15 protein-coding genes are annotated in these 18,936 nt (G+C 71.5%); 8 read left to right on the forward strand and 7 right to left on the reverse strand.

Features of this window, described 5'->3' with window-relative positions:
- The first annotated feature begins 187 nt into the window (after positions 1-187).
- Positions 188-2,245, forward strand: a complete 2,058-nt coding sequence (locus tag MRBLWH10_RS14870) for an MMPL family transporter (RefSeq protein WP_341940505.1) — start codon at positions 188-190, stop codon at positions 2,243-2,245.
- On the opposite strand, the gene MRBLWH10_RS14875 is transcribed toward MRBLWH10_RS14870, so the two are convergent.
- Positions 2,232-4,046: a beta-galactosidase family protein gene (locus tag MRBLWH10_RS14875; RefSeq protein ID WP_341940506.1), complete on the reverse strand. Its 1,815-nt coding sequence runs from the start codon at positions 4,044-4,046 to the stop codon at positions 2,232-2,234. The two genes, MRBLWH10_RS14870 and MRBLWH10_RS14875, sit on opposite strands and share 14 nt — an antisense overlap.
- A 93-nt stretch (positions 4,047-4,139) precedes the next feature.
- Between MRBLWH10_RS14875 and MRBLWH10_RS14880 the strand changes: the two genes are divergently transcribed.
- Entirely contained in the window at positions 4,140-5,168 is a 1,029-nt protein-coding gene (locus MRBLWH10_RS14880; protein ID WP_341940507.1) for a LacI family DNA-binding transcriptional regulator, read from the forward strand.
- A 12-nt stretch (positions 5,169-5,180) separates the two neighbouring features.
- Here the strand turns inward: MRBLWH10_RS14880 and MRBLWH10_RS14885 are convergent, their stop codons facing one another.
- Genes MRBLWH10_RS14885 through purM form a run of 3 tightly spaced genes read right to left on the reverse strand, consistent with a single transcriptional unit; the run spans position 5,181 to position 9,109 of the window.
- Positions 5,181-6,503 (reverse strand): MFS transporter, encoded by a 1,323-nt coding sequence (locus MRBLWH10_RS14885; RefSeq protein ID WP_341940508.1) that lies wholly within the window; start codon positions 6,501-6,503, stop codon positions 5,181-5,183.
- Positions 6,503-7,975 carry an amidophosphoribosyltransferase gene (gene purF, locus MRBLWH10_RS14890; RefSeq protein ID WP_105676697.1) on the reverse strand — a complete coding sequence of 491 codons (1,473 nt, stop codon included), beginning with the start codon at positions 7,973-7,975 and terminating at the stop codon, positions 6,503-6,505. The genes MRBLWH10_RS14885 and purF overlap by 1 nt, the downstream gene beginning before the upstream one ends.
- Positions 7,976-7,999: 24 nt before the next feature.
- Positions 8,000-9,109: a phosphoribosylformylglycinamidine cyclo-ligase gene (gene purM, locus MRBLWH10_RS14895; protein WP_105676696.1), complete on the reverse strand. Its 1,110-nt coding sequence runs from the start codon at positions 9,107-9,109 to the stop codon at positions 8,000-8,002.
- A gap of 82 nt (positions 9,110-9,191) precedes the next feature.
- Here purM and MRBLWH10_RS14900 point away from each other — a divergent pair, with 82 nt between their 5' ends.
- Positions 9,192-9,815 (forward strand): zinc-binding alcohol dehydrogenase, encoded by a 624-nt coding sequence (locus MRBLWH10_RS14900; protein ID WP_341940509.1) that lies wholly within the window; start codon positions 9,192-9,194, stop codon positions 9,813-9,815.
- A gap of 15 nt (positions 9,816-9,830) precedes the next feature.
- Here the strand turns inward: MRBLWH10_RS14900 and MRBLWH10_RS14905 are convergent, their stop codons facing one another.
- Positions 9,831-10,145 (reverse strand): potassium transporter Trk, encoded by a 315-nt coding sequence (locus tag MRBLWH10_RS14905; protein WP_105676693.1) that lies wholly within the window; start codon positions 10,143-10,145, stop codon positions 9,831-9,833.
- Between the two features lie 146 nt (positions 10,146-10,291).
- A complete protein-coding gene (locus MRBLWH10_RS14910) occupies positions 10,292-13,264 on the reverse strand; it encodes an HtaA domain-containing protein (protein ID WP_341940510.1) in 2,973 nt (990 codons plus the stop codon).
- A gap of 162 nt (positions 13,265-13,426) precedes the next feature.
- On the opposite strand from MRBLWH10_RS14910, the gene MRBLWH10_RS14915 reads away from it, so the two are divergent.
- Genes MRBLWH10_RS14915 through MRBLWH10_RS14925 form a run of 3 tightly spaced genes read left to right on the forward strand, consistent with a single transcriptional unit; the run spans position 13,427 to position 16,367 of the window.
- Entirely contained in the window at positions 13,427-14,530 is a 1,104-nt protein-coding gene (locus MRBLWH10_RS14915) for an ABC transporter substrate-binding protein (RefSeq protein ID WP_341940511.1), read from the forward strand.
- The gene (locus MRBLWH10_RS14920; RefSeq protein WP_341940512.1) at positions 14,527-15,600 is read left to right on the forward strand and encodes an iron ABC transporter permease; all 1,074 of its coding nucleotides are present in this window, start codon (positions 14,527-14,529) and stop codon (positions 15,598-15,600) included. The genes MRBLWH10_RS14915 and MRBLWH10_RS14920 overlap by 4 nt, the downstream gene beginning before the upstream one ends.
- Complete coding sequence (locus tag MRBLWH10_RS14925; RefSeq protein ID WP_341940513.1) at positions 15,597-16,367, forward strand: heme ABC transporter ATP-binding protein; 771 nt, start codon at positions 15,597-15,599, stop codon at positions 16,365-16,367. Before MRBLWH10_RS14920 ends, MRBLWH10_RS14925 begins: the two co-directional genes overlap by 4 nt.
- 20 nt (positions 16,368-16,387) lie before the next feature.
- Here MRBLWH10_RS14925 and MRBLWH10_RS14930 read toward each other — a convergent pair whose 3' ends face one another.
- The gene (locus MRBLWH10_RS14930; RefSeq protein WP_341940514.1) at positions 16,388-16,759 is read right to left on the reverse strand and encodes a sterol carrier family protein; all 372 of its coding nucleotides are present in this window, start codon (positions 16,757-16,759) and stop codon (positions 16,388-16,390) included.
- Positions 16,760-16,864: 105 nt separating this feature from the next.
- Between MRBLWH10_RS14930 and MRBLWH10_RS14935 the strand changes: the two genes are divergently transcribed.
- Both MRBLWH10_RS14935 and purD read left to right on the forward strand, forming a co-directional pair.
- Positions 16,865-17,542, forward strand: a complete 678-nt coding sequence (locus MRBLWH10_RS14935; protein WP_105673229.1) for a CoA pyrophosphatase — start codon at positions 16,865-16,867, stop codon at positions 17,540-17,542.
- 69 nt (positions 17,543-17,611) lie between these two features.
- On the forward strand, positions 17,612-18,889 hold the full coding sequence (gene purD, locus MRBLWH10_RS14940) for a phosphoribosylamine--glycine ligase (RefSeq protein WP_341940515.1): 1,278 nt from the start codon (positions 17,612-17,614) through the stop codon (positions 18,887-18,889).
- Positions 18,890-18,936: the final 47 nt, after the last annotated feature.

Raw genomic sequence — 18,936 nt, forward strand, 5'->3', positions numbered from 1 at the left:
CGCAATCACTCTATGGGAGCGGGTATTGATATTTCAATACTTTCCGGGGACGCGAGCGCAAACATTTACACGATCGACATCGGCCGCCTCGCACGTCGGGGCTCGCACGGCATCCATCGTTCGACGGAGAACGTCGTCAACCGTCCTCGCGATGTCACCGCTCTCCCGCCCCTGTGGAGTGGAGGACATGACCGACTCCTCCGCGCGCCAGCGCCTCTCCGACCGTCTGACCTCACGACGAGGGGCCTGGATCTCCCTGGGGCTCGTCCTCCTCATCATGACCCTGCTCTTCGGCGCGTTCGGCTCGGCGAAGGCGCCAGGGGGCAACGCCCAGGCGCCCGCCGCATCGGAGTCGTCCGAGGCGGCGGCGCTCCTCGACCGGTTCCCTGACGCCGACCGGCAGTCGGTGCTGGTGGTCGCGTCACGCGACGACGGACGCGCGCTCACCGACACCGACATCGACGATCTGGAGAACCTCCTCCCGGTGCTCGAGCCGCATGCCGACGCCGAACCGACGGGCCCGATGGTGAGCGACGACGGCAAGGCCGCCGTGATCGCGACACCGGTCCTCGTCGGCGACACGAATGCGGAGACGGCGGAGACGATCGACGCCCTGCGCACCGCCATCGCCGGAGACGCGCCCGAAGGGATGAGCCTGCAGGTCACGGGAGGCCCGGCCTTCGGGGCCGACGTCGCCTCCTCGTTCGAGGGAGCCGACTTCACCCTCCTGCTCGTGACGATCCTCATCGTCGCCGTACTGCTGATCGTCACCTACCGCTCGCCGGTGCTGTGGCTGATCCCGCTGGTCGTCGTCGCGCTCGCGGACGGCCTGGCCGGACGCATGACCGCGGCGGCGGCATCCCTGTGGGACCTGCAGTTCGACGCCGGCATCATCAGCGTGCTCGTGTTCGGCGCGGGCACGAACTACGCGCTGCTGCTCATCTCGCGCTACCGCGAGGAGCTCCTGCTCTCCGACGACCACCGGCAGGCGCTGAGCACCGCCTGGCGCAAATCCGCCCCGGCGATCGTCGCCTCGAACGCGACCGTCGTGCTGGCGCTGCTGACCCTGGTGCTCGCGGTGATCCCCGGCACGCACGGCCTCGGCATCACCTCGGCGATCGGGCTGCTCATCGCCCTCGGCTCCGTGCTGCTCCTGCTGCCGCCCCTGCTGGCCGTCTGCGGTCGCGGGGTTTTCTGGCCCTTCGTCCCTCGTCCAGGAGCCGCCGTCCGCCACGGCGGCGGCTGGCGACGGGCGGCGACGCAGGTCGTGCGGCGCCCCGTGGTGAGCCTCCTGTCGGGAGTCGCCCTGCTCGCGGTCATGGCGGCCGGCCTCTTCGGCACGGCGGTCGGGCTCGACCAGCTCGACAGGTTCCGCGTGCAGTCCGAGTCGGCGACGGGACTCGCGGTGGTCTCCGCGCACTTCGCGCCGGGGGAGGCCCAGCCGATCCTCATCGTCTCGCACAGCGACGAGGCCGACGCCGTGATCGCCGCGGCGGAGGACGTCGACGGCGTGGTGCGCGTGAACCCCGCGGGGACCACGGATGACGGCTCGCTGACGAAGATCAGGGTCATCAGCGAGTACGGCCCGAGCACCACGCAGAGCCTGGATCAGATCGCCGCACTGCGCGACGCGGTGCACGCCGTGGACGGCGCCGACGCGGTGGTCGGCGGTGCGGTAGCCACCGACCTCGACGCCAGAGAGGGCGGCCAGCGCGACCTCCTGCTCATCGCCCCGCTGGTGCTCGCCGTGAGCGTGGTGGTGCTGCTGGTCCTCCTCCGCTCCGTCATCGCCCCCGTGCTGCTGCTCCTCGTGAACGTCGCGAGCGCCCTCGCCGCGATCGGCGCCGGCGCCTGGCTGAGCCGGGTGCTCTTCGGGCAGCCCGCGCTCGATCTGCAGGTGCCGCTCCTCGCGTTCCTGTTCCTCGTCGCTCTCGGCATCGACTACACGATCTTCCTCGTGCACCGTGCGCGCGCCGAGGCGTCCATCCACGGCACCCGCGACGGCATGGTCGAGGCGATCGCCCACACCGGAGGCGTGATCACGAGCGCCGGGATCGTGCTCGCCGCCGTGTTCGCCGCCCTCGGCGTGCTGCCGCTCGTCACCCTCGGTCAGCTCGGGCTCATCGTGGGCGTCGGCGTGGTGGTCGACACGCTCGTCGTGCGGACCGTGATCGTCCCGGCGATCTTCGCCCTCGTGGGCGACCGCATCTGGTGGCCGGGGCGGCCTGCGGTCAGGAGCCGATGAACTCCTCCGGCGGGCCGAACGACGGCTGCTCGCGGATCTCGACGGCCGCACCCAGGCCGTCGAGATCGAGCACCACGACCTCGTTGGCCCCCTCGCGCCAGAGCGGCGCCGGCGCGTACAGCGTCTCCTGCGGACCGATCTTCCAGTAGCGGCCGAGCAGGAAGCCGTTCAGCCACACCATGCCCTTCGAGCCGCCGGGGAAGGCGAGCCACGCGTCGAGGGGTTCGGCGACGTCGAGGCGGGCCACGGCCACTCCGTCGGAGGAGGGGGTTCCGGACGCGGCATCCGGAGCCCCCTGCGGCACGATGCGGTGGGTCCAGCCGTTCACGAAGCGGCGTCCGACCATGACGGAGCCCATGATGCCCTTGCCCTCGCCCGTGCGGGGGCCGTAGTTGATGCGGCCGAGGCTCTCCACGATGATCGTGAGCACGCCGCGACCTCCGGAGGCTGGAAGCGCGAGCGACGTCTGCGCATCGCGGTCGAGGGTGCCGAGCCGCGCGTCATCGAGGAAGACCGTGGCGCGGTCGTGCAGCCCGTCGATCGTGAGCGTCGCATCCGCGGGGAACGACACGGGAGCCTCGTAGACGACCAGGCCGTCTTCGGCGCCGAGCTGTTCGAACGTGCGCGGCATCGGCGTCGAGCCTCCGGCCGTCGGAAGCGCGCGCACGACATCGAGAAGAGAGCGCACGGGCACGAGCGGTGCGGATGCCGCGGCCTGGCGTCGCGGGTCCGCGGGGATCTCCGGCAGCTCGCCGTCGTGGAAGGGGGCGAGCATCGCGCGCAGCGCATGGAACTTGTCGTTCAGCGTGCCGTCCTCGCCGATCGGGGCGTCGGAGTCGTAGCTGGTGACGGTCGGCTGCAGCACCCGGTCATGGTTCGCGCCGTTCCACAGCCCGAAGTTCGTGCCGCCGTGAGCCATGTACAGGCTGACCGAGCCGCCCTCGGCGAGCAGATCGCCCACGGTGCCGCCCATGCTGGCCGCGGAGCGGACGTGGTGCCGCTCGCCCCAGTGGTCGAACCAGCCGCCCCAGAGCTCGCTGCACATCAGCGCCTCGTCGCCGCGGCGCAGCTCGACCGCCTTCGCCACACCGGTGCCGAAGGTGAAGGTCGTCATGGCTCCAGGGACGCTGCCGTGCTCGATCATGTCGGACGTGATGCCGTCGGCCGTCGTGAGCATCTCGACGATGCCGCGCGCGCGCAGTCCGTCGCGCAGGTGCACGAGGTGGGCCGCGTCGCTGCCGAAGGAGCCGTACTCGTTCTCGATCTGCACCGCGACGATCGGCCCGCCGTGCGCCGCCTGCAGAGGGGCCAGTCGCGGGATGAGCTCGTCGTACCAGGCGTCCACCGCCGCGAGGTACGCGGGGTCGCTGGTGCGCAGGGCGTCCACCCGACCGGAGAGCCAGAACGGGATGCCGCCGTTCGACCACTCGGCGCAGATGTAGGGGCTGGGCCGCACGAACACGTCGAGGCCGACCTCGCCGGCGAGGCGGATGAAGCGCTCGATGTCGCGCCAGCCGTCGAACCGCACATCGCCCTCGGTGCGCTCGTGGAAGTTCCAGGCGACGTAGGTGTCGACGGTGTTCGCGCCCATCGCCGCGAGTCGGCGGAGGCGGTCCTCCCACTGGTCGGGGTGGACGCGGAAGTAGTGGATCGCGCCGGACAGGATGCGGTGAGGCGCACCCCGGCGGATGAGCTCACCGGCGCGCCAGGACAGGGCGGGACCGGAGGAGGGTGCCGCGGGCGCCGGGTCGGCGAGAGTCGCGGTCGGGCCGTCGACAGCGGCGGCGAGAAGGTCGGACATAGCGCTCCAAAGACGAGTGTTTGCGTTCACATTATCGCATCATGACCCGCCTGAGTTACTGAGATTCCGCCGATTGATCGCTACCATTGAGACATGTCACCTCGCCGTCACCAGGAAGACAGGGCCCCGAGTCAGGTCGATGTCGCCAAGCTCGCGGGCGTCTCGACGCAGACCGTGTCCCGCGTGATGTCCGGCCAGGACAACGTGCGGGCCGACACCGCCCGACGGGTTCTCGCCGCCGTCGACGAGCTCGGCTACCGCGTGCACGCCGCCGCGGCATCCCTCGCATCCGGGCGCACCCGGGTGCTCGGCGTGATCGTCGTGTCGACCGACCGCTACTCCTCCGCGGCGCTCGGCGTCGGCATCCAGCAGGCCGCCGCCGCCAACGGCTACACCGTGTCGACCGCCGCCGTCGCCGACCACGCATCGACCGAGGCCTTCCTCGAGGCGTTCGACCGGCTGGAGCGGCAGGGCGCCGAGGGCATCATCCTCGGCGTGCCCGTCGAGCTGGAGACCCCCGCCATGCGGATGCGCATGGAGCGCACTCCGGCCACGCGCAGCGAGCGCACCTCGCTCGACGAGGACGCTCCCCTCGCCGTCGACCAGCGCGCCATCGCCAGGCTCGCCGTCGAGCACCTGCTCGACCTCGGCCACGAGACCGTGTGGCACGTGTCCGGCGACGACTACTGGACCGAGACGCAGCAGCGCAGCGAGGCCTGGGAGCAGACGCTCCGCGACCGCGGCATCGTCCCTCCGCCCGTGATCCCCGCCGACTGGACCCCAGAGTCCGGCTACCGCGCCGGCCGCACGATCGCGGCGATCCCCGAGGTCACCGCGGTCTTCGTGTCCAGCGACGAGATGGCCTTCGGCCTCATCCGCGCCCTGCACGAAGCGGGCCGCAGCGTGCCGGAGGACGTCTCCGTGGTCAGCGTCGACGACATCGCCCTCGCGGCATACGCCTCCCCCGCCCTCACGACCGTGCGTCAGCCGTTCGAAGACATGGGCCGCGCCGCCGCACTGCGCCTGATCGCGCAGATCGAGGGGCACGACGCGATCGGGGACATGCCGTCCACCGATCCGCAACTCGTCGTCAGGTCGTCGACCGCTCCGCCGCGCGCCTGACCGGGCGCACCGTCACCAGCGCCCGTACCGGCGCTCCCACTCGTCCTCGATCGTGCGACGACGTCCGGCGATCCAGCCGAACGGGCACGCGACGACGAGCGCGCCGGCGAGGAGCAGCAGCGGAACCTGCCACCCTCCTGTCGTCTCGTGCAGCAGGCCGATCGTCAGGGGGAACAGCGCGGCCACGCCGTAGCCGAGGCTCTGCACGAAGCCGCTGAGGGCCACGGCGCTCTCGGGAGTTCGGGCGCGGATGCTCAGCAGCACCAGGCTCAGCGGGAACATGATCGCGGTCAGTCCGAAGATCATGACCCACAGCGCGAGGGCTGCGGTCGGGAAGAGCAGGAGGCCCGCGAGGCCGACGAGCCCCGCGCCGACCGCGAAGAAGAACAGCGGCCTGGTGGCCTGATACCGCACCACGAGGATCGGCACGAGCATCGAGCAGGGCAGACCGACGAGCGCGAACGCCGACAGCAGGAAGCCCGCCGTCGCCGGGGTGACGCCGCCGATGTCGACGAGCATCGTCGGCATCCAGGCGAACGACGCGTACGCCATCGACGAGGATGCCGCGAACACGACCGCGAGCGCCCAGGCCAGCGGCAGCCGCCACAGCCTACCGAAGATCCGCGGGTTCGCCGACGCCGTGGTGATGGGGCCGGTCGCGACGGCCACGGCATCCTGCGCCGACGCCTCGCGGACGATCGCCGGCCGGTCGCCAGCGGGCTCCTCCGCCACATCCGGGGTCGTGCGGTTCGTGACGAGCATCGTGATCCACGGGATGAGCGCGACCGCGGCGAAACCGCCCCAGATGCCGAGCGACACGCGCCAGCCGAGCGTGTCGGCGATCGGCACGGCCACCAGCGGCGGCAGGAAGGTCGAGACCGCCATCGTGGTCGAGTAGACCGTCATCATGACGCCGAGACGGTCGGGGAAGTACTTCTTCACCAGTGGCGGGAGCAGCACGTTGCCCGAGCCGACGCCGGCGAACACCACGGCGGTCGCGGCGAGCAGCGTCGTCGAGTCCACCGCGAAACCGCGCAGCAGGAGCCCGGCGGCCATCAGCCCGATCGCGAACACCGCGACCCGCTCCAGCCCGAAACGACGCTCGAACAGCGGGGTCACGATGCCGAAGATCGCGAAGCACACCGGAGGCGCGGCGCCGATCAGACCGACGACGACGGGCGACATCGGGAAGTCCCGTGCGATGTGGTCGATCACCGGAGACAGCGACGCGACCGCGGATCGCAGCGAGAACGCGACGAGCACGATCCCGAGCAGGGCCAGTGCCCGACCCTCCCAGAGCGGCCGGCTCGCAGGCGTACCCAGGGATCCGGTCATCAAGAGGTCTGCGACCCCTCCACCCACGCGAGGTACTCGTCCGACACGGTGCCGGTCACGTAGCGTCCATCGAAGCAGCTCATGTCGAGCTCGGTCACCGCCGAGCCCTCCGTGATCGCGGCCTTGAGGTCGTCGACCTCCTGGTACACGAGGTGGTCGCAGCCGAGCACCTCGGCGATCTCGGGGATCGTGCGGCCGTGCGCGATGAGCTCCTGACGCGACGGCATGTTGATTCCGTAGACGTGCGGATGCCGCACCGGAGGCGCCGCGGAGGCGAAGGTCACCGAGCTCGCGCCGGCATCCCTGGCCATCTGGATGATCTCCTTCGACGTCGTTCCCCGGACGATCGAGTCGTCGATCAGCAGGACGTTCTTGCCCTGGAACTCGGTCGACATGGCGTTCAGCTTCTGCCGCACGCTCTTCTTGCGCACCGCCTGGCCGGGCATGATGAAGGTGCGGCCGACGTAGCGGTTCTTGTAGAAGCCCTCGCGGTACTCGATGCCGAGCTTGCGGGCGACCTCCATCGCGGCGGGGCGCGACGAGTCGGGGATCGGCATGACGACGTCGATCTTGTCCATCGGCACGTGCTTGGCGATCGTGTCGGCGAGGCGGTCGCCCATGCGCAGGCGCGACTCGTAGACCGAGATGCCGTTCATGACCGAGTCCGGACGCGCGAGGTAGACGTACTCGAACGCGCAGGGCGCCAGGGTCGGGTTCTGCGCGCACTGCCGGGAGAACAGCTCGCCGTCGTTCGTGATGAACACGGCCTCGCCGGGCTCGACCTCGCGGACGACCTCGTAGTCGCCGTTCTCGAGCACGAGCGACTCGCTGGCGACGACCCATTCGTCGCGGCCCTCCGCGCCCTCCACGGTGGACGGACGGCGACCGAGGATCAGCGGACGGATGCCGAAGGGGTCACGGAACGCGAGCAGACCGTAGCCGGCGATCACGGCGATCACGGCGTACGCGCCCTCGATGCGCTCGTGGGTGCGCTCGACGGCCTCGAACACGCGCTCCGGGTCGAGGTCGACCGTCGAGGTGGTGTTCTGCAGTTCGCCGGCGAGTACGTTGAGCAGCAGCTCGGTGTCGCTGGAGGAGTTCAGGTGGCGGCGGTCGCGCTGGGCCATGTCGGCCGTCAGCTCGCGCGTGTTCGTGAGGTTGCCGTTGTGGATGAGGATGATGCCGTAGGGCGCGTTCACGTAGAACGGCTGCATCTCCTCCTCGTTCGACGCCGTGCCCTTCGTCGCATAGCGCACGTGGCCGAGGCCGACGTTGCCGAGGAGCGCGCGCATGTCGCGGGTGCGGAACGCCTCGCGCACCATCCCCTGCGCCTTCGCGTTGTGCATGACGCCGTTCGACTCTGCGGTGGCGATGCCCGTCGCATCCTGGCCGCGGTGCTGCAGCAGGAGGAGAGCGTCGTAGATGTCCTGGTTGACCGGGGCCGTTCCGACCATTCCGACGATGCCGCACATGGGGTGGTTATTTCATCCGTTTCTTCAGTGGGAGGAGTAGGCGCCCACGAGGCGCACCGCTCCGCCGTCGACGCCCTTGGCGCCCTGTTCGAACTCGCCGGCCGGACGCGCGCCGAAGCCCACGGTCGCGACCTGCCAGGCGGGCATGCCCTCTGCGGCGAGCGCAGCGATGGCAGCATCCTTCTTGTCCTGCGCGATCACCGCGAGGAAGCCGATGCCGAGGTTCCAGGTGCCCTCCGCCGACTCGAGCGTGGAGCCGGCGATGTCGCTGAGCACGCGGAAGACGGGGCTGGGCGACCACGTGCCGCGGTCGACCTCCGCCCAGGTGCCCTGCGGGAGCACGCGCGCGAGGTTCGCCGCGATGCCGCCGCCGGTGACATGGCTGAGCGCGTGGACGCCGCCGCCGAGCGCGTCGATGAGGCGCAGCAGCGGGAGCGTGTAGAGGCGCGTCGGCTCCAGGAGCGCTTCGCCCCAGGTGGTGCCGAAGTCGGCCGCGGTGTCGGCGTAGCTGATGCCGGCGCCGGTGACGATGTGGCGCACCAGGGAGTAGCCGTTGGAGTGCAGGCCGCTGGACTGCACGGCGAGGACGACATCGCCGTCCTGCACGCGCTCGGCGCCGAGGATGGCGTCGGCCTCGACCACACCGGTCGCAGCGCCCGCGACGTCGTAGTCGCGCGGTCCGAGCAGACCGGGGTGCTCTGCCGTCTCGCCGCCGACGAGCGCGGTGCCCGTGGCGGAGCAGGCCTCGGCGATTCCGCGCACGATGTCGGCGATGCGCTGCGGCACGACCTTGCCGCACGCGATGTAGTCGGTCATGAAGAGCGGCTTGGCGCCCACCACGACGATGTCGTCGACGACCATGCCGACCAGGTCCTGCCCGATCGTGTCGTGCTTGTCGATCGCCTGGGCGATCGCGACCTTGGTGCCGACGCCGTCTGTGCTGCTGGCCAGCAGGGGCCGGCGATAGCCGAGCAGCGCGCTGGCGTCGAAGAGGCCGGCGAATCCGCCGACACCGCCGAGCACTTCGGGTCCGTGCGTCGCGCGCACGGAGGACTTCATCAGCTCGACGGCGAGATCGCCTGCAGCGGTATCGACGCCGGCTTCGGAATAGGGATTGGTGGGGGAGGCAGCCACCCCTCGATCCTACCGTCAGCCGCGACCCCCGAACTCCGGAAGACGAAGAGCGGATGCCGCGCTCTCCCCATACGATGGGGCCATGTCCGACAAGCCGCAGTGGCTGATCCGCGAAGACGCGAGCGTGCCGGTGCTCGTCGCGCTCGCGCTGCGGCAGTCCCTCGGCATCCGCACGCCCTCCGACCTGCCCAGCCTGCGGGATCTGCCGGTGCGCGCCCCGGATGCGGTCGACGCCGCTCCGCTCGTCGAATCGCAGTGGCGGGACTACTGGGATATGACCGTCGAGCCGCGCGCGCATCACTCCGGCGTCCCGCTCGAGCTCGTCGACGGGTTCGACACGCTCGTCGCGCTCCCCGCGACCGGCGCCGAGGAGCTCACCGCGGCGATCACGCCGTTCGCGGCATCCGCCCTCGACTACGCCAGATCGGCGCACGACCGCTACGTCTCGTCGCTGCACGGCCCCTCGGCGGGCAAGCCGGGCACCGGCGGAGACTCCTACCGGGCGTACGCCAGCGCCATCGCCGAGTTCGAGCGCGAGGTGGGGCGCCGCGCGCACTCGTTCGAGCTGAACGTGCAGGTGCTGCCGCTCTCGCAGCGGGGCATCTGGTGGATCGGCGCGCTGTCCGTCGCCGTGACCGACGGTCTGCGGCGCGACGTGGTCGCCTTCGACGGGGCGATCCGGCCGATCATCGCCGAACTCGCCTGAGGCGAGGGTCTCGGGTCAGTCGTTCTCGATGATGGTCTCGCGCTCGACGCGGACCACCCGGTCTCTGCGGCGCGCGACCCGCTCCGCGATGAGACCGGCGACGCCGCCGAGGGCGAGGCCGATCGGCGCGGTCCACAGCAGCAGGAATCCGAAGACCTGGCCGGGAGGGTAGACGACGTCGAGGGCCTCCGAGGGCTGGAAGCTGCCCGCGAACGTGAGGATGCCCGCGACGATCACGCCGACGACGACGCCGATGCCCATGAACACGCCGTAGCGCGGCACGCGGCGCACGGTCGCTTCGACGGTCTGCTCGGATTCGCTGGGGGCCATGCATCCATTGTCCCACCGCGGGGCCGTGGTGCTCGCCCCCTTCTCCGTGCCGTCGCGGCGCCTCCGTCGGAGCCGCACGGGCCGAGGAGCCGGATGCCGACGCGAGTCGCCCTCCCCGCGCGGGCGAGGAGGGCGACTCGCGGCGCTCAGGCGTCGGCGGAGGCCTCGACGGCCGCGGTCTCGCCCTTGCCGCGACGGGCGATCAGTACGCCGCCTCCGGCGATCAGTACGACGAGCACCAGACCGCCGACGATCCAGGGCCACACCGGCGCCCCCTGCACATCAGGGACAGCCGTGACCGCGGTCGCCGCCGCACTGCCCTCCGACTCGCTCTTCTCCGGGGCGACGGGCGCGGAGCCGCAGTCGGCGCCCACGGGGATGACGGCGCTCACCGGGTCGAGCTCCTCGCCGGCCGCGTAGGTGCCGAACGCGGCGGCTCCGGCGTCGGTGAGGGTAGTGGGCACGGCGTCGAGCGTGATCACGCCGTCGGCGAGCGCGGCATCCGGCACCGCGAACTCCGCGAGGCGAACGCCCTGCTGATCGACGACCTCCCCGGACTGCGTGGTGCCCGCGATGTCGAACACGAGGTAGCCGGTGGATCCGGCGAGCTCGACCCTAGCGTTCGACAGCGTCGTGTTCAGCGCGCCGTCGTGACCGGTGAAGGCGATGCCGCCGCCGTAGCCGATGAGGCCGGCACCGCTCTCCCCGTCGAAGGTCCCCGTGCCGTTCGCCCACACGAACTGCGGGTACTCGTACGCCACGTCGGTGAGTGTCCACCCGCCCCTGGCGATGCCCTCGATGTAGGTGCGGAACGACTCCTTGTAGCCCCAGTTCAGGGTGGCGCCCTCGACGGTGCACGCGCCGATCGCCGCCGTCGTCCTGGCCAGGGTGAACGCCAGCCCGCGGTCGACCGAGCCCTGCAGCGTGAGGGTGTGGTCGCCGTCGGCGAGGGTGGCCGGGAGGGTTCCGGTCCACGAGGCGATGCCCGCGGCATCCGCCGTCACGGTGCCGAGCACGACCGGAGTCGAGTACACGACCACCTTGATGCCGGTCTCGCCCGGTCGGAACCCGGATGCCGAGATCGTGGCCTCCTCGCCGGCCTGGAGCGCGGCGAGGTCGTCGGCGCTGATGTCGATCCCGGTCGACGTCGGCGGGGTCTGCGGAAGCGGCTTGGCCTTGACCACCGCGGCGGCGACGACGGTCCCAGTGGTCCCGGCCGGTGCGGCCGCGGCCGATCCGATCGTGAACGTCACGGGGTCGAGAGCTGTCGAGTAGCCGGCGAGCACCTGGTCGCGCCCTGCGGACGTGAGCGCCGCGGGCGCCGCGCTGTACGTGACAGCGCCGTTCGCGGAGATCCGCGCCGCCCGCGAGAGGTCGAGCGTCGCGAAGGCGACCTGCGTGCCCCCGCTGGTCACGAAGAGCGTCGCGGCATCGGCCGAGGTTATCCGGATCTGCGGCTGCGAGACCGTCACGTCGAGCACGCCGTGGTGCCCGGTGAACCGCACAGCGCCGACGTACGAGACCGTGCCGAGGCCGGTGCCCTGGTCGTAGGTGCTGCCCGTCGCCTGACCGAACTGGAACTGGCCGCCGGAGCGGGTGGCTCCACCCGACACCTCGATCGCACCCTGGGCGATCGGACCGGTGACGTAGCTCGTGAAGGAGGAGGAGACGGCCCACTTCAGCGCGCCACCGGGGACGGTGGTCGGCGGCGTGGTCGGGGTGGTCGGGGTCTCGGGCTCCGGCTGGGTGAGAGCCTTCCACTGCTCGGGACTGATCGCGACCGTGGAGCGCGCGAAGATCGTCGCTGCCGACGGCACCGAGTGCTGCCGCCACACGATCACCTCGTAGGTCTTCGCCGGGTCGAGCTCGGCGGCCTTCGCCGTGAGGTCGACGGAGAAGGCCCCGGCGGTGATCTTCTGCACCCACTGCATCGCGAGGAATCCACCGCCGGCCGTGACCTCGGCCTCGGTGCCCGCCTCGATCAGCGCGACATAGGCGCCGGTGACGTCGCCGAGTCGGGATCCGGATGCCGTGACGGTCAGACCGTCAGCCGCCGTCGCGCTCTTCACGCTCGTCGAGAGCGAGGAGGCGAGGCCGTAGTCGAGGGCGACGCTGCGCTCCTGGTCGGCGTTGACGACCCCGCCCGCGCCGTACGTGTAGACACCGTACGAGCCCGGAGTCGCGGGCGTGTCCTTCAGCGTCAGCGTCGCCTGGAACGACCCGTCGGCGGCGATGTCGGCCCACTGCGCCCGGATCGTCGGCTGGTACTGAGCGGGCACCTGATTCAGCACGCTCTCGGCGAGAGCCCACGCCTGCGTCCCCACCGAACGGGTCGAGGACGCCGCACCCTTCGACGGCTGCCACGTCGCGGCGAAGTTCCCGAACACCACATACGTGCCCTGCGGCAGCGTCGACGGAATCGGCGCCCCACGACCACCCACATTCGCCGCCGGGTCATACCCCGTGCCCTTCACGACCACCCTGTCACCTGCCTTGAGCGCGACACCGGTCGCCGGGGTGACACCGTCGGCGAGGAACACCGAGAGAGACGGAGATGCCGGAGGCGTCGTACCCGGGTCGGTACCGGGGTCAGTGCCCGGATCGGTACCGGGATCGGTCCCGGGGTCAGTGCCCGGATCGGTTCCAGGAGCGGGGCCGAAGACGGCATCCCACTGCGCGCCGCTGATGCTGACGGCGCCGCGGCCGTAGATCGTCGTCGCGTCGGGGTTGGAGTGCTTCGCCCAGACGAGCACCTCGTAGGTCTGGGTGCGGTCGAGCGTGTCGGCGGATGCGGTCAGCGTGAACGCGCTGGCGCCGGTCGTGACGACCGGCATCGTGAACGCCGCGTACCCGCCGCCTCCTGTCAGCCCTCCTTCGGTTCCCGTCACGATCAGCGCCGCATACGCTCCCGTGGCATCGGCGGGGAGGCCCGAGGCCTGCACCTGCACGGAGACGCCGCTGGAGTCCGCCGAGCCGACGCTGACGGAGACGATCCCGTCGGCGGCGAGCGCAGGCTGCGCGGCCGCGAGTCCGGCGACGATGAGGAAGAGCGATATCAGGGCGGCGAGGCCTGCGCGGAGGCGCGTGCTCGCCGTGGGGGCTGGGGCTGTGTCGTTCACGGATTCTCTCCGGACTCCGGGGCGCGCGGGCACACGCGCCGGCGGTGCCGCTGTGCAGTCGGGCGGGAAGGGTAGATGTTGGTTAGGCTTAGCTAAGTTGCATCATCTCCGACAGTAGACGGACGGCGCAGGGCGCGTCAACTTTTAGGTTAGCCTTGCCTAATGCGTCGTACTCTCGTCGTCCTCCTGGTCTCCACGCTCGCCTTCGGCCTCTCCGCCTGCGACGGCACCGGAGCACCGGCCTCCCCCGCGGTCTCACAGGACGACTGCCCCGCGGCATCCGTACCCCTGGCCTCGCTCGACCTCGTGAAGGACGTGCGCGCCGCGAAGGGGCAGTCGACCGCCTGCCTTCCCAGCCACGCCATCGAGCCCGTCGCCGACGAGACCGCCCCGAAGCTCCCCGTGACGGTGACCGACAGCGAGGGGCGCGAAGTGACCGTGACGGATGCGGACCGCATCCTGCCCATCGACATCTCCGGCACGATCTCATCGACCGTGTTCGCCCTCGGCCTCGGCGACCGCGTCGTCGGACGCGACTCGTCCACCGACTTCCCCGGCACGGAGGAACTGCCCGTCGTCACGAAGTCGGGCCACACCCTCAACGCCGAGGCCATCCTCGAGCTGGCGCCCACCGTGGTCCTCACCGACACCACGATCGGCCCGAAGGAGGTCAGGCAGCAGCTGCGCGACGCCGGCATCGCGGTCGTCGTGATCTCCAGCGATCGCAGGCTCGACACCACCGACGAGCTCGTCACGGAGATCGCCGCGGCGCTCGGCGTCCCCAGCCGCGGGAACGCCCTGATCGAGCGCCTCGACGCCGGACTCGACGACGCGATCACCCAGATCGCCGAGGTGACCCCCGCTGCGGAATCCGACCGGGCGCGGATGCTGTTCCTCTACGTGCGCGGCAGCGCGAACGTCTACTACATCTTCGGTGAGGACTCGGGCGCCGATTCGCTCATCGACGCGGTCGGCGGGATCGACGTCGCGGGCGAGATCGGCTGGCAGGGCATGAAGCCGATGACGGCGGAGGCGCTCGTCGAGGCGCAGCCCGATGTGATCGTCATGATGACCGACGGACTGGAGTCGGTCGGCGGCGTCGATGGCCTCATCGAACGCATCCCCGCCGTCGCCCAGACCCCGGCCGGCGCCCACCGCCGAGTGATCGACATGGCCGACACCGAGGTGCTCAGCTTCGGCCCGCGCTCCGCCGACGTCGTCCTCGCGATCGCCCGCGCCCTCTACGCCCCCGAGACGACGAAGTGACCGGAGAGGTCGTCACCCCGACGCCGACGACGCACCGGGGCCTGCGGTTCGCGCTCGTGCTGATCGGGCTGATCGCGGCCCTCGTCCTCACGTGCGTCGCGTCGATCACGAGCGGTCAGTACCAGCTGTCGCCGTCGGGCCTCGTCGGGGTGCTCCTGCACGGCATCGGCATCGACACCGCGTGGGCTCCCGACAGCGCCACGGACTACGGCGTCATCTACAGCATCCGACTCCCCCGCCTCGTGCTCGGCCTGCTCGTCGGCGCCGCCCTCGCCGTCTCCGGGGTGCTCATGCAGGCGATCTTCGGCAACCCGCTGGCGGATGCCGGAGTCGTCGGCGTCTCCTCCGGCGCGGCCCTGGGCGCCGCGGCGAGCATCACCCTCGGGCTCGCGTCGTTCGGGATGTGGACGACACCGGCGTTCGCATTCCTCGGCGGGCTCGTCGCCGTGATGGCGGTCTACCTCATCAGCCGATCCGGCGGGCGCACCGAGGTCGTCACGCTGCTCCTGACCGGCATCGCGATCAACGCGATCGCCGGCGCCGGGATGGCCTTCCTGACGTTCCTCGGCACGACGTCGACGCGCGAGCAGATCGTCTTCTGGCAGCTCGGGTCGCTCAACGGCGCGCTGTGGTCGCACTCGGCGCTCGTCGCCCCGCTGGTCGCCGTCGGCGTGATCGTCGCGCTCGTCGTCGCACCGGGCCTCGACCTCTTCGCACTCGGCGAGCGCACGGCCAGGCACCTCGGCCTCAACGTCGAGCTGCTGCGGATCGTGGTGATCGTGACCGTCGCCGTTCTCGTGTGCGCGGCCGTGGCCTTCGCGGGGATCATCGGGTTCGCCGGACTCGTCGTGCCGCACCTCATGCGCATGATCATCGGCCCCGCGCACCTGCCCCTCGTGATCGCATCGGCGTTCGGCGGGGCGCTGCTGATCTCGCTGGCCGACCTCGTCGCGCGCACCGCCGTACCTCTCGCCGACCTTCCGATCGGCATGATCACGGCGCTCGTCGGCGGCCCGTTCTTCCTCTGGTTGCTGGTGCGCACCCGACGGCGCTCGGGAGGTTGGGCATGACCGTGCGTCTCAGCGGCACCGGCATCACGGTGCGCGTGGGCGAGGGGCGGACCATCCTCGACGACGCCGCGATCGACGTCAGGGCTGGCGAGGTGCACGCGCTGGTCGGGCCCAACGGGGCGGGCAAGTCGACGCTGTTCGGCGTGCTCGCCGGTGACGTCTCCGCCGCGGGAGCGGTGGCGCTCGACGGACGCCCGCTCGGCGGCATCCGTGCGCAGGAGCTGGCCAGACAGCGCGCCGTGCTGCTGCAGGAGAACGCGGTGACCTTCCCCTTCACCGTCGAGCAGGTGGTGCGGATGGGGCGGGCGCCGTGGGCGCGCACGCCCTCGTCCGCCGAGGACGACGACATCGTGATCGCCGCGATGACGGCGACCGAGGTCCTGCCCCTGGCCCTCCGCGCCGTGACGTCGCTCTCCGGCGGCGAGCGCGCTCGGGTGGCCCTCTCACGCGTGCTCGCTCAGCGCACCGGCATCCTGCTCCTCGACGAGCCGACCGCCGCCCTCGACCTCAAGCACCATGAAGACGTGATGCGCCTGATCCGCGAGCAGGCCGCCGACGGCGCGGCGGTGGCGATCGTGCTGCACGATCTGAACGCGGCCCTCGCCCACGCCGACCGCGTCACCCTCCTCTCGAACGGACGGGTGGCGGCATCCGGCATACCGTCCGAAGTGCTCACCGCCGCCAGGATCGAGCAGGTCTACGGGCAGCCGGTCGACGTCTTCCCCCACCCCTCGACGGAGATTCCCCTGGTGGTGGCGCGGCGCTGAACCGGGCGGGTGCGACCGGGTCAGGGACGCAGGGGCAGCACCTCGCCCAGGTCGGCGCGGGTGCCGGATGCCTGGACACGACCGGATGCCGCGGCATCCGCCCATCGCTCCGTCCCGGTCGCGACGGCGATCCAGGTGGCGGCGTCCATCTCGACCACGTTCGGCGGGGTCCCGCGCGTGTGCCGTGGGCCCTGGATGACCTGCACGGCGCCGAACGGCGGGACGCGCACCTCCACGGTGCCTCCCGGCGCCTTCTCGTCGAGCAGCTGCAGCAGATAGCGCACGGCCGTCGCCAGGGCGGTGCGCGGCGGCTTCTCACCCGCGGCATCCGCGGCGCCGACGGCGGCGAGCGCCGCACGTCCGTCGATGATGTCGATCCTCTTCGGGGGCATGGGATCAGGGTACGCGGCGGGGGCGCCCGCTCGGCGGCGCCGGCGCTTGTCGGGAGCGCACAAGATCCGCGCCCCGTCCCTGCCCGCAGGCTTAGGCTCGAAGCGATGACTCCGAACGAGACCCTGCACGGGGCGCGCGCCGAGCTGATCGCGGCGGCGCAGCGCAGCGCGCGCTGGGCGGCGCCGTTCCCTCCGACCGACGACGGCGCGCACGCGGCATCCGTCCTGGTGCTGTTCGGCATGCTCGACAGCATTCCCGCCCGCACCGACGAGCTGACGGTGGCGGCCGACCTCGACGTGCTGCTGCAGCGACGGGCGGCGACGCTCTCGTCGCACCCCGGCCAGGTGTCGTTCCCCGGCGGGCGCAGGGAGGAGCAGGACGCGGATGCCGTCGCCACGGCGCTGCGCGAAGCCGAGGAGGAGACCGGACTCGACCCGGCAGGCGTCGAGGTGCTCGCGACACTGTCGGAGCTGCCCCTCGCCGCGAGCAACCACCTCGTGACCCCCGTGCTCGGCTGGTGGCGGTCGCCGTCGCGGGTCGTCGCGGTCGATCACGCCGAGACCGTCGAGGTGTTCCGCGTGCCCGTCGCGCACCTGCTCGACCCCGACATCCGCTTCACGTCGACGATCAGCCGCATGGGCCGCACGTGGAAGGGCCCGGCGTTCGACGTGGACGGCACGATCGTGTGGGGCTTCACCGCGATGGTCTTGGACGCGCTGTTCGACGCCACCGGCTGGACCATCCCCTGGGACCCCACGGTCGAGCGGCCCGTCACGGTCTGAGCCACCCGCTCGGGGGCTTGAGCCGCACCGGGCCGAAATCCGGACGCGCGGCCTCGGTAGTCTGGACGGGTGAAGATTCTCGTCCTCGGTTCCGGTGCCCGTGAGCACGCGATCATCCTCGCCCTGCGGGCCGAGCCGACGGAGCACGAGATCTTCGTCGCCCCAGGCAACGCCGGCATCGCGCAGGACGCGACCCCTGTCACGGTGGACCCGCTCGACGGCGCCGCGGTGACCGCGTTCGCCAACGAGCACGCGGTCGACCTCGTCGTCGTGGGGCCTGAGGCTCCGCTGGTCGCCGGCGTCGCCGACGTGCTCCGCGCGCACGGCGTCCCCGTGTTCGGACCGGGCAAAGCCGCAGCCCAGCTCGAGGGGTCGAAGTCGTTCGCGAAGCGGATCATGGATGCCGCGGGCGTCCCCACCGGCCGCGCCGTGCGCGCCGCCACCGTCGCCGAGGTCGAGGCCGCGTTCGACGAGCTCGGCGCCCCGCACGTCGTCAAGGCCGACGGTCTCGCCGCCGGCAAGGGCGTCATCGTGACCTCCGACCGCGCCGAGGCGCTCGCGCACGCGGAGCACTACCTGCCCTCCGGCCCCGTGCTCGTGGAGGAGTTCCTGTCGGGCCCCGAGGTCTCGCTGTTCTTCCTCAGCGACGGCGACACCGTGCGCGCGCTCAGCCCCGCGCAGGACTTCAAGCGTGCTCTCGACGGCGACGAGGGCCCCAACACGGGCGGCATGGGCGCGTACTCGCCGCTGCCCTGGCTCGATGAGCAGTTCGGCAGCGAGCGCGCCTTCGTCGAGGAGGTCACGCGCGACGTGGCCCTTCCCGTCATCCGCCGGCTGGATGCCGAGGGCACACCGTTCATCGGACTGCTCTACGCGGGCCTCATCCTCACGCCCGCCGGGGTGCGCGTGATCGAGTTCAACGCGCGGTTCGGCGACCCCGAGACGCAGATCGTGCTGCCGCGCCTGGTCACCCCGCTGTCGGAGCTGCTGTTCGCCGCGGCATCCGGCACCCTGGAGGACCAGCCGGAGCCCGTGTTCAGCGACGACGTCGCGATCACCGTCGTCCTCGCGAGCGAGGGCTACCCCGAGGCGCCGCAGACCGGGCGTCCGATCGAGGGCCTGGCGGATGCCGCGGCCGTCGAGGGCGTCCGCCTCGTGCACGCCGCGACCGCCAGCCCCGACGCCCCCGGGGGCTCGCTCGTCGCGACGGGTGGCCGGGTGCTGAACGTCGTCGCCGTGGCATCCGACTTCCGCACCGCGCGCACCCGCGCCTACGAGGCGATCGCGAAGATCTCCCTCGACGGGTCGCACTACCGCACCGACATCGCCGCCCGCGTCGCGGAGTAGGCGCGCGGCGCCGTGCCGCGGCATCCGTTCTTCGGATGATCGCGCGT

The sequence above is a fragment of the Microbacterium sp. LWH10-1.2 genome (assembly GCF_038397765.1).
Lineage (GTDB): Bacteria > Actinomycetota > Actinomycetes > Actinomycetales > Microbacteriaceae > Microbacterium > Microbacterium natoriense.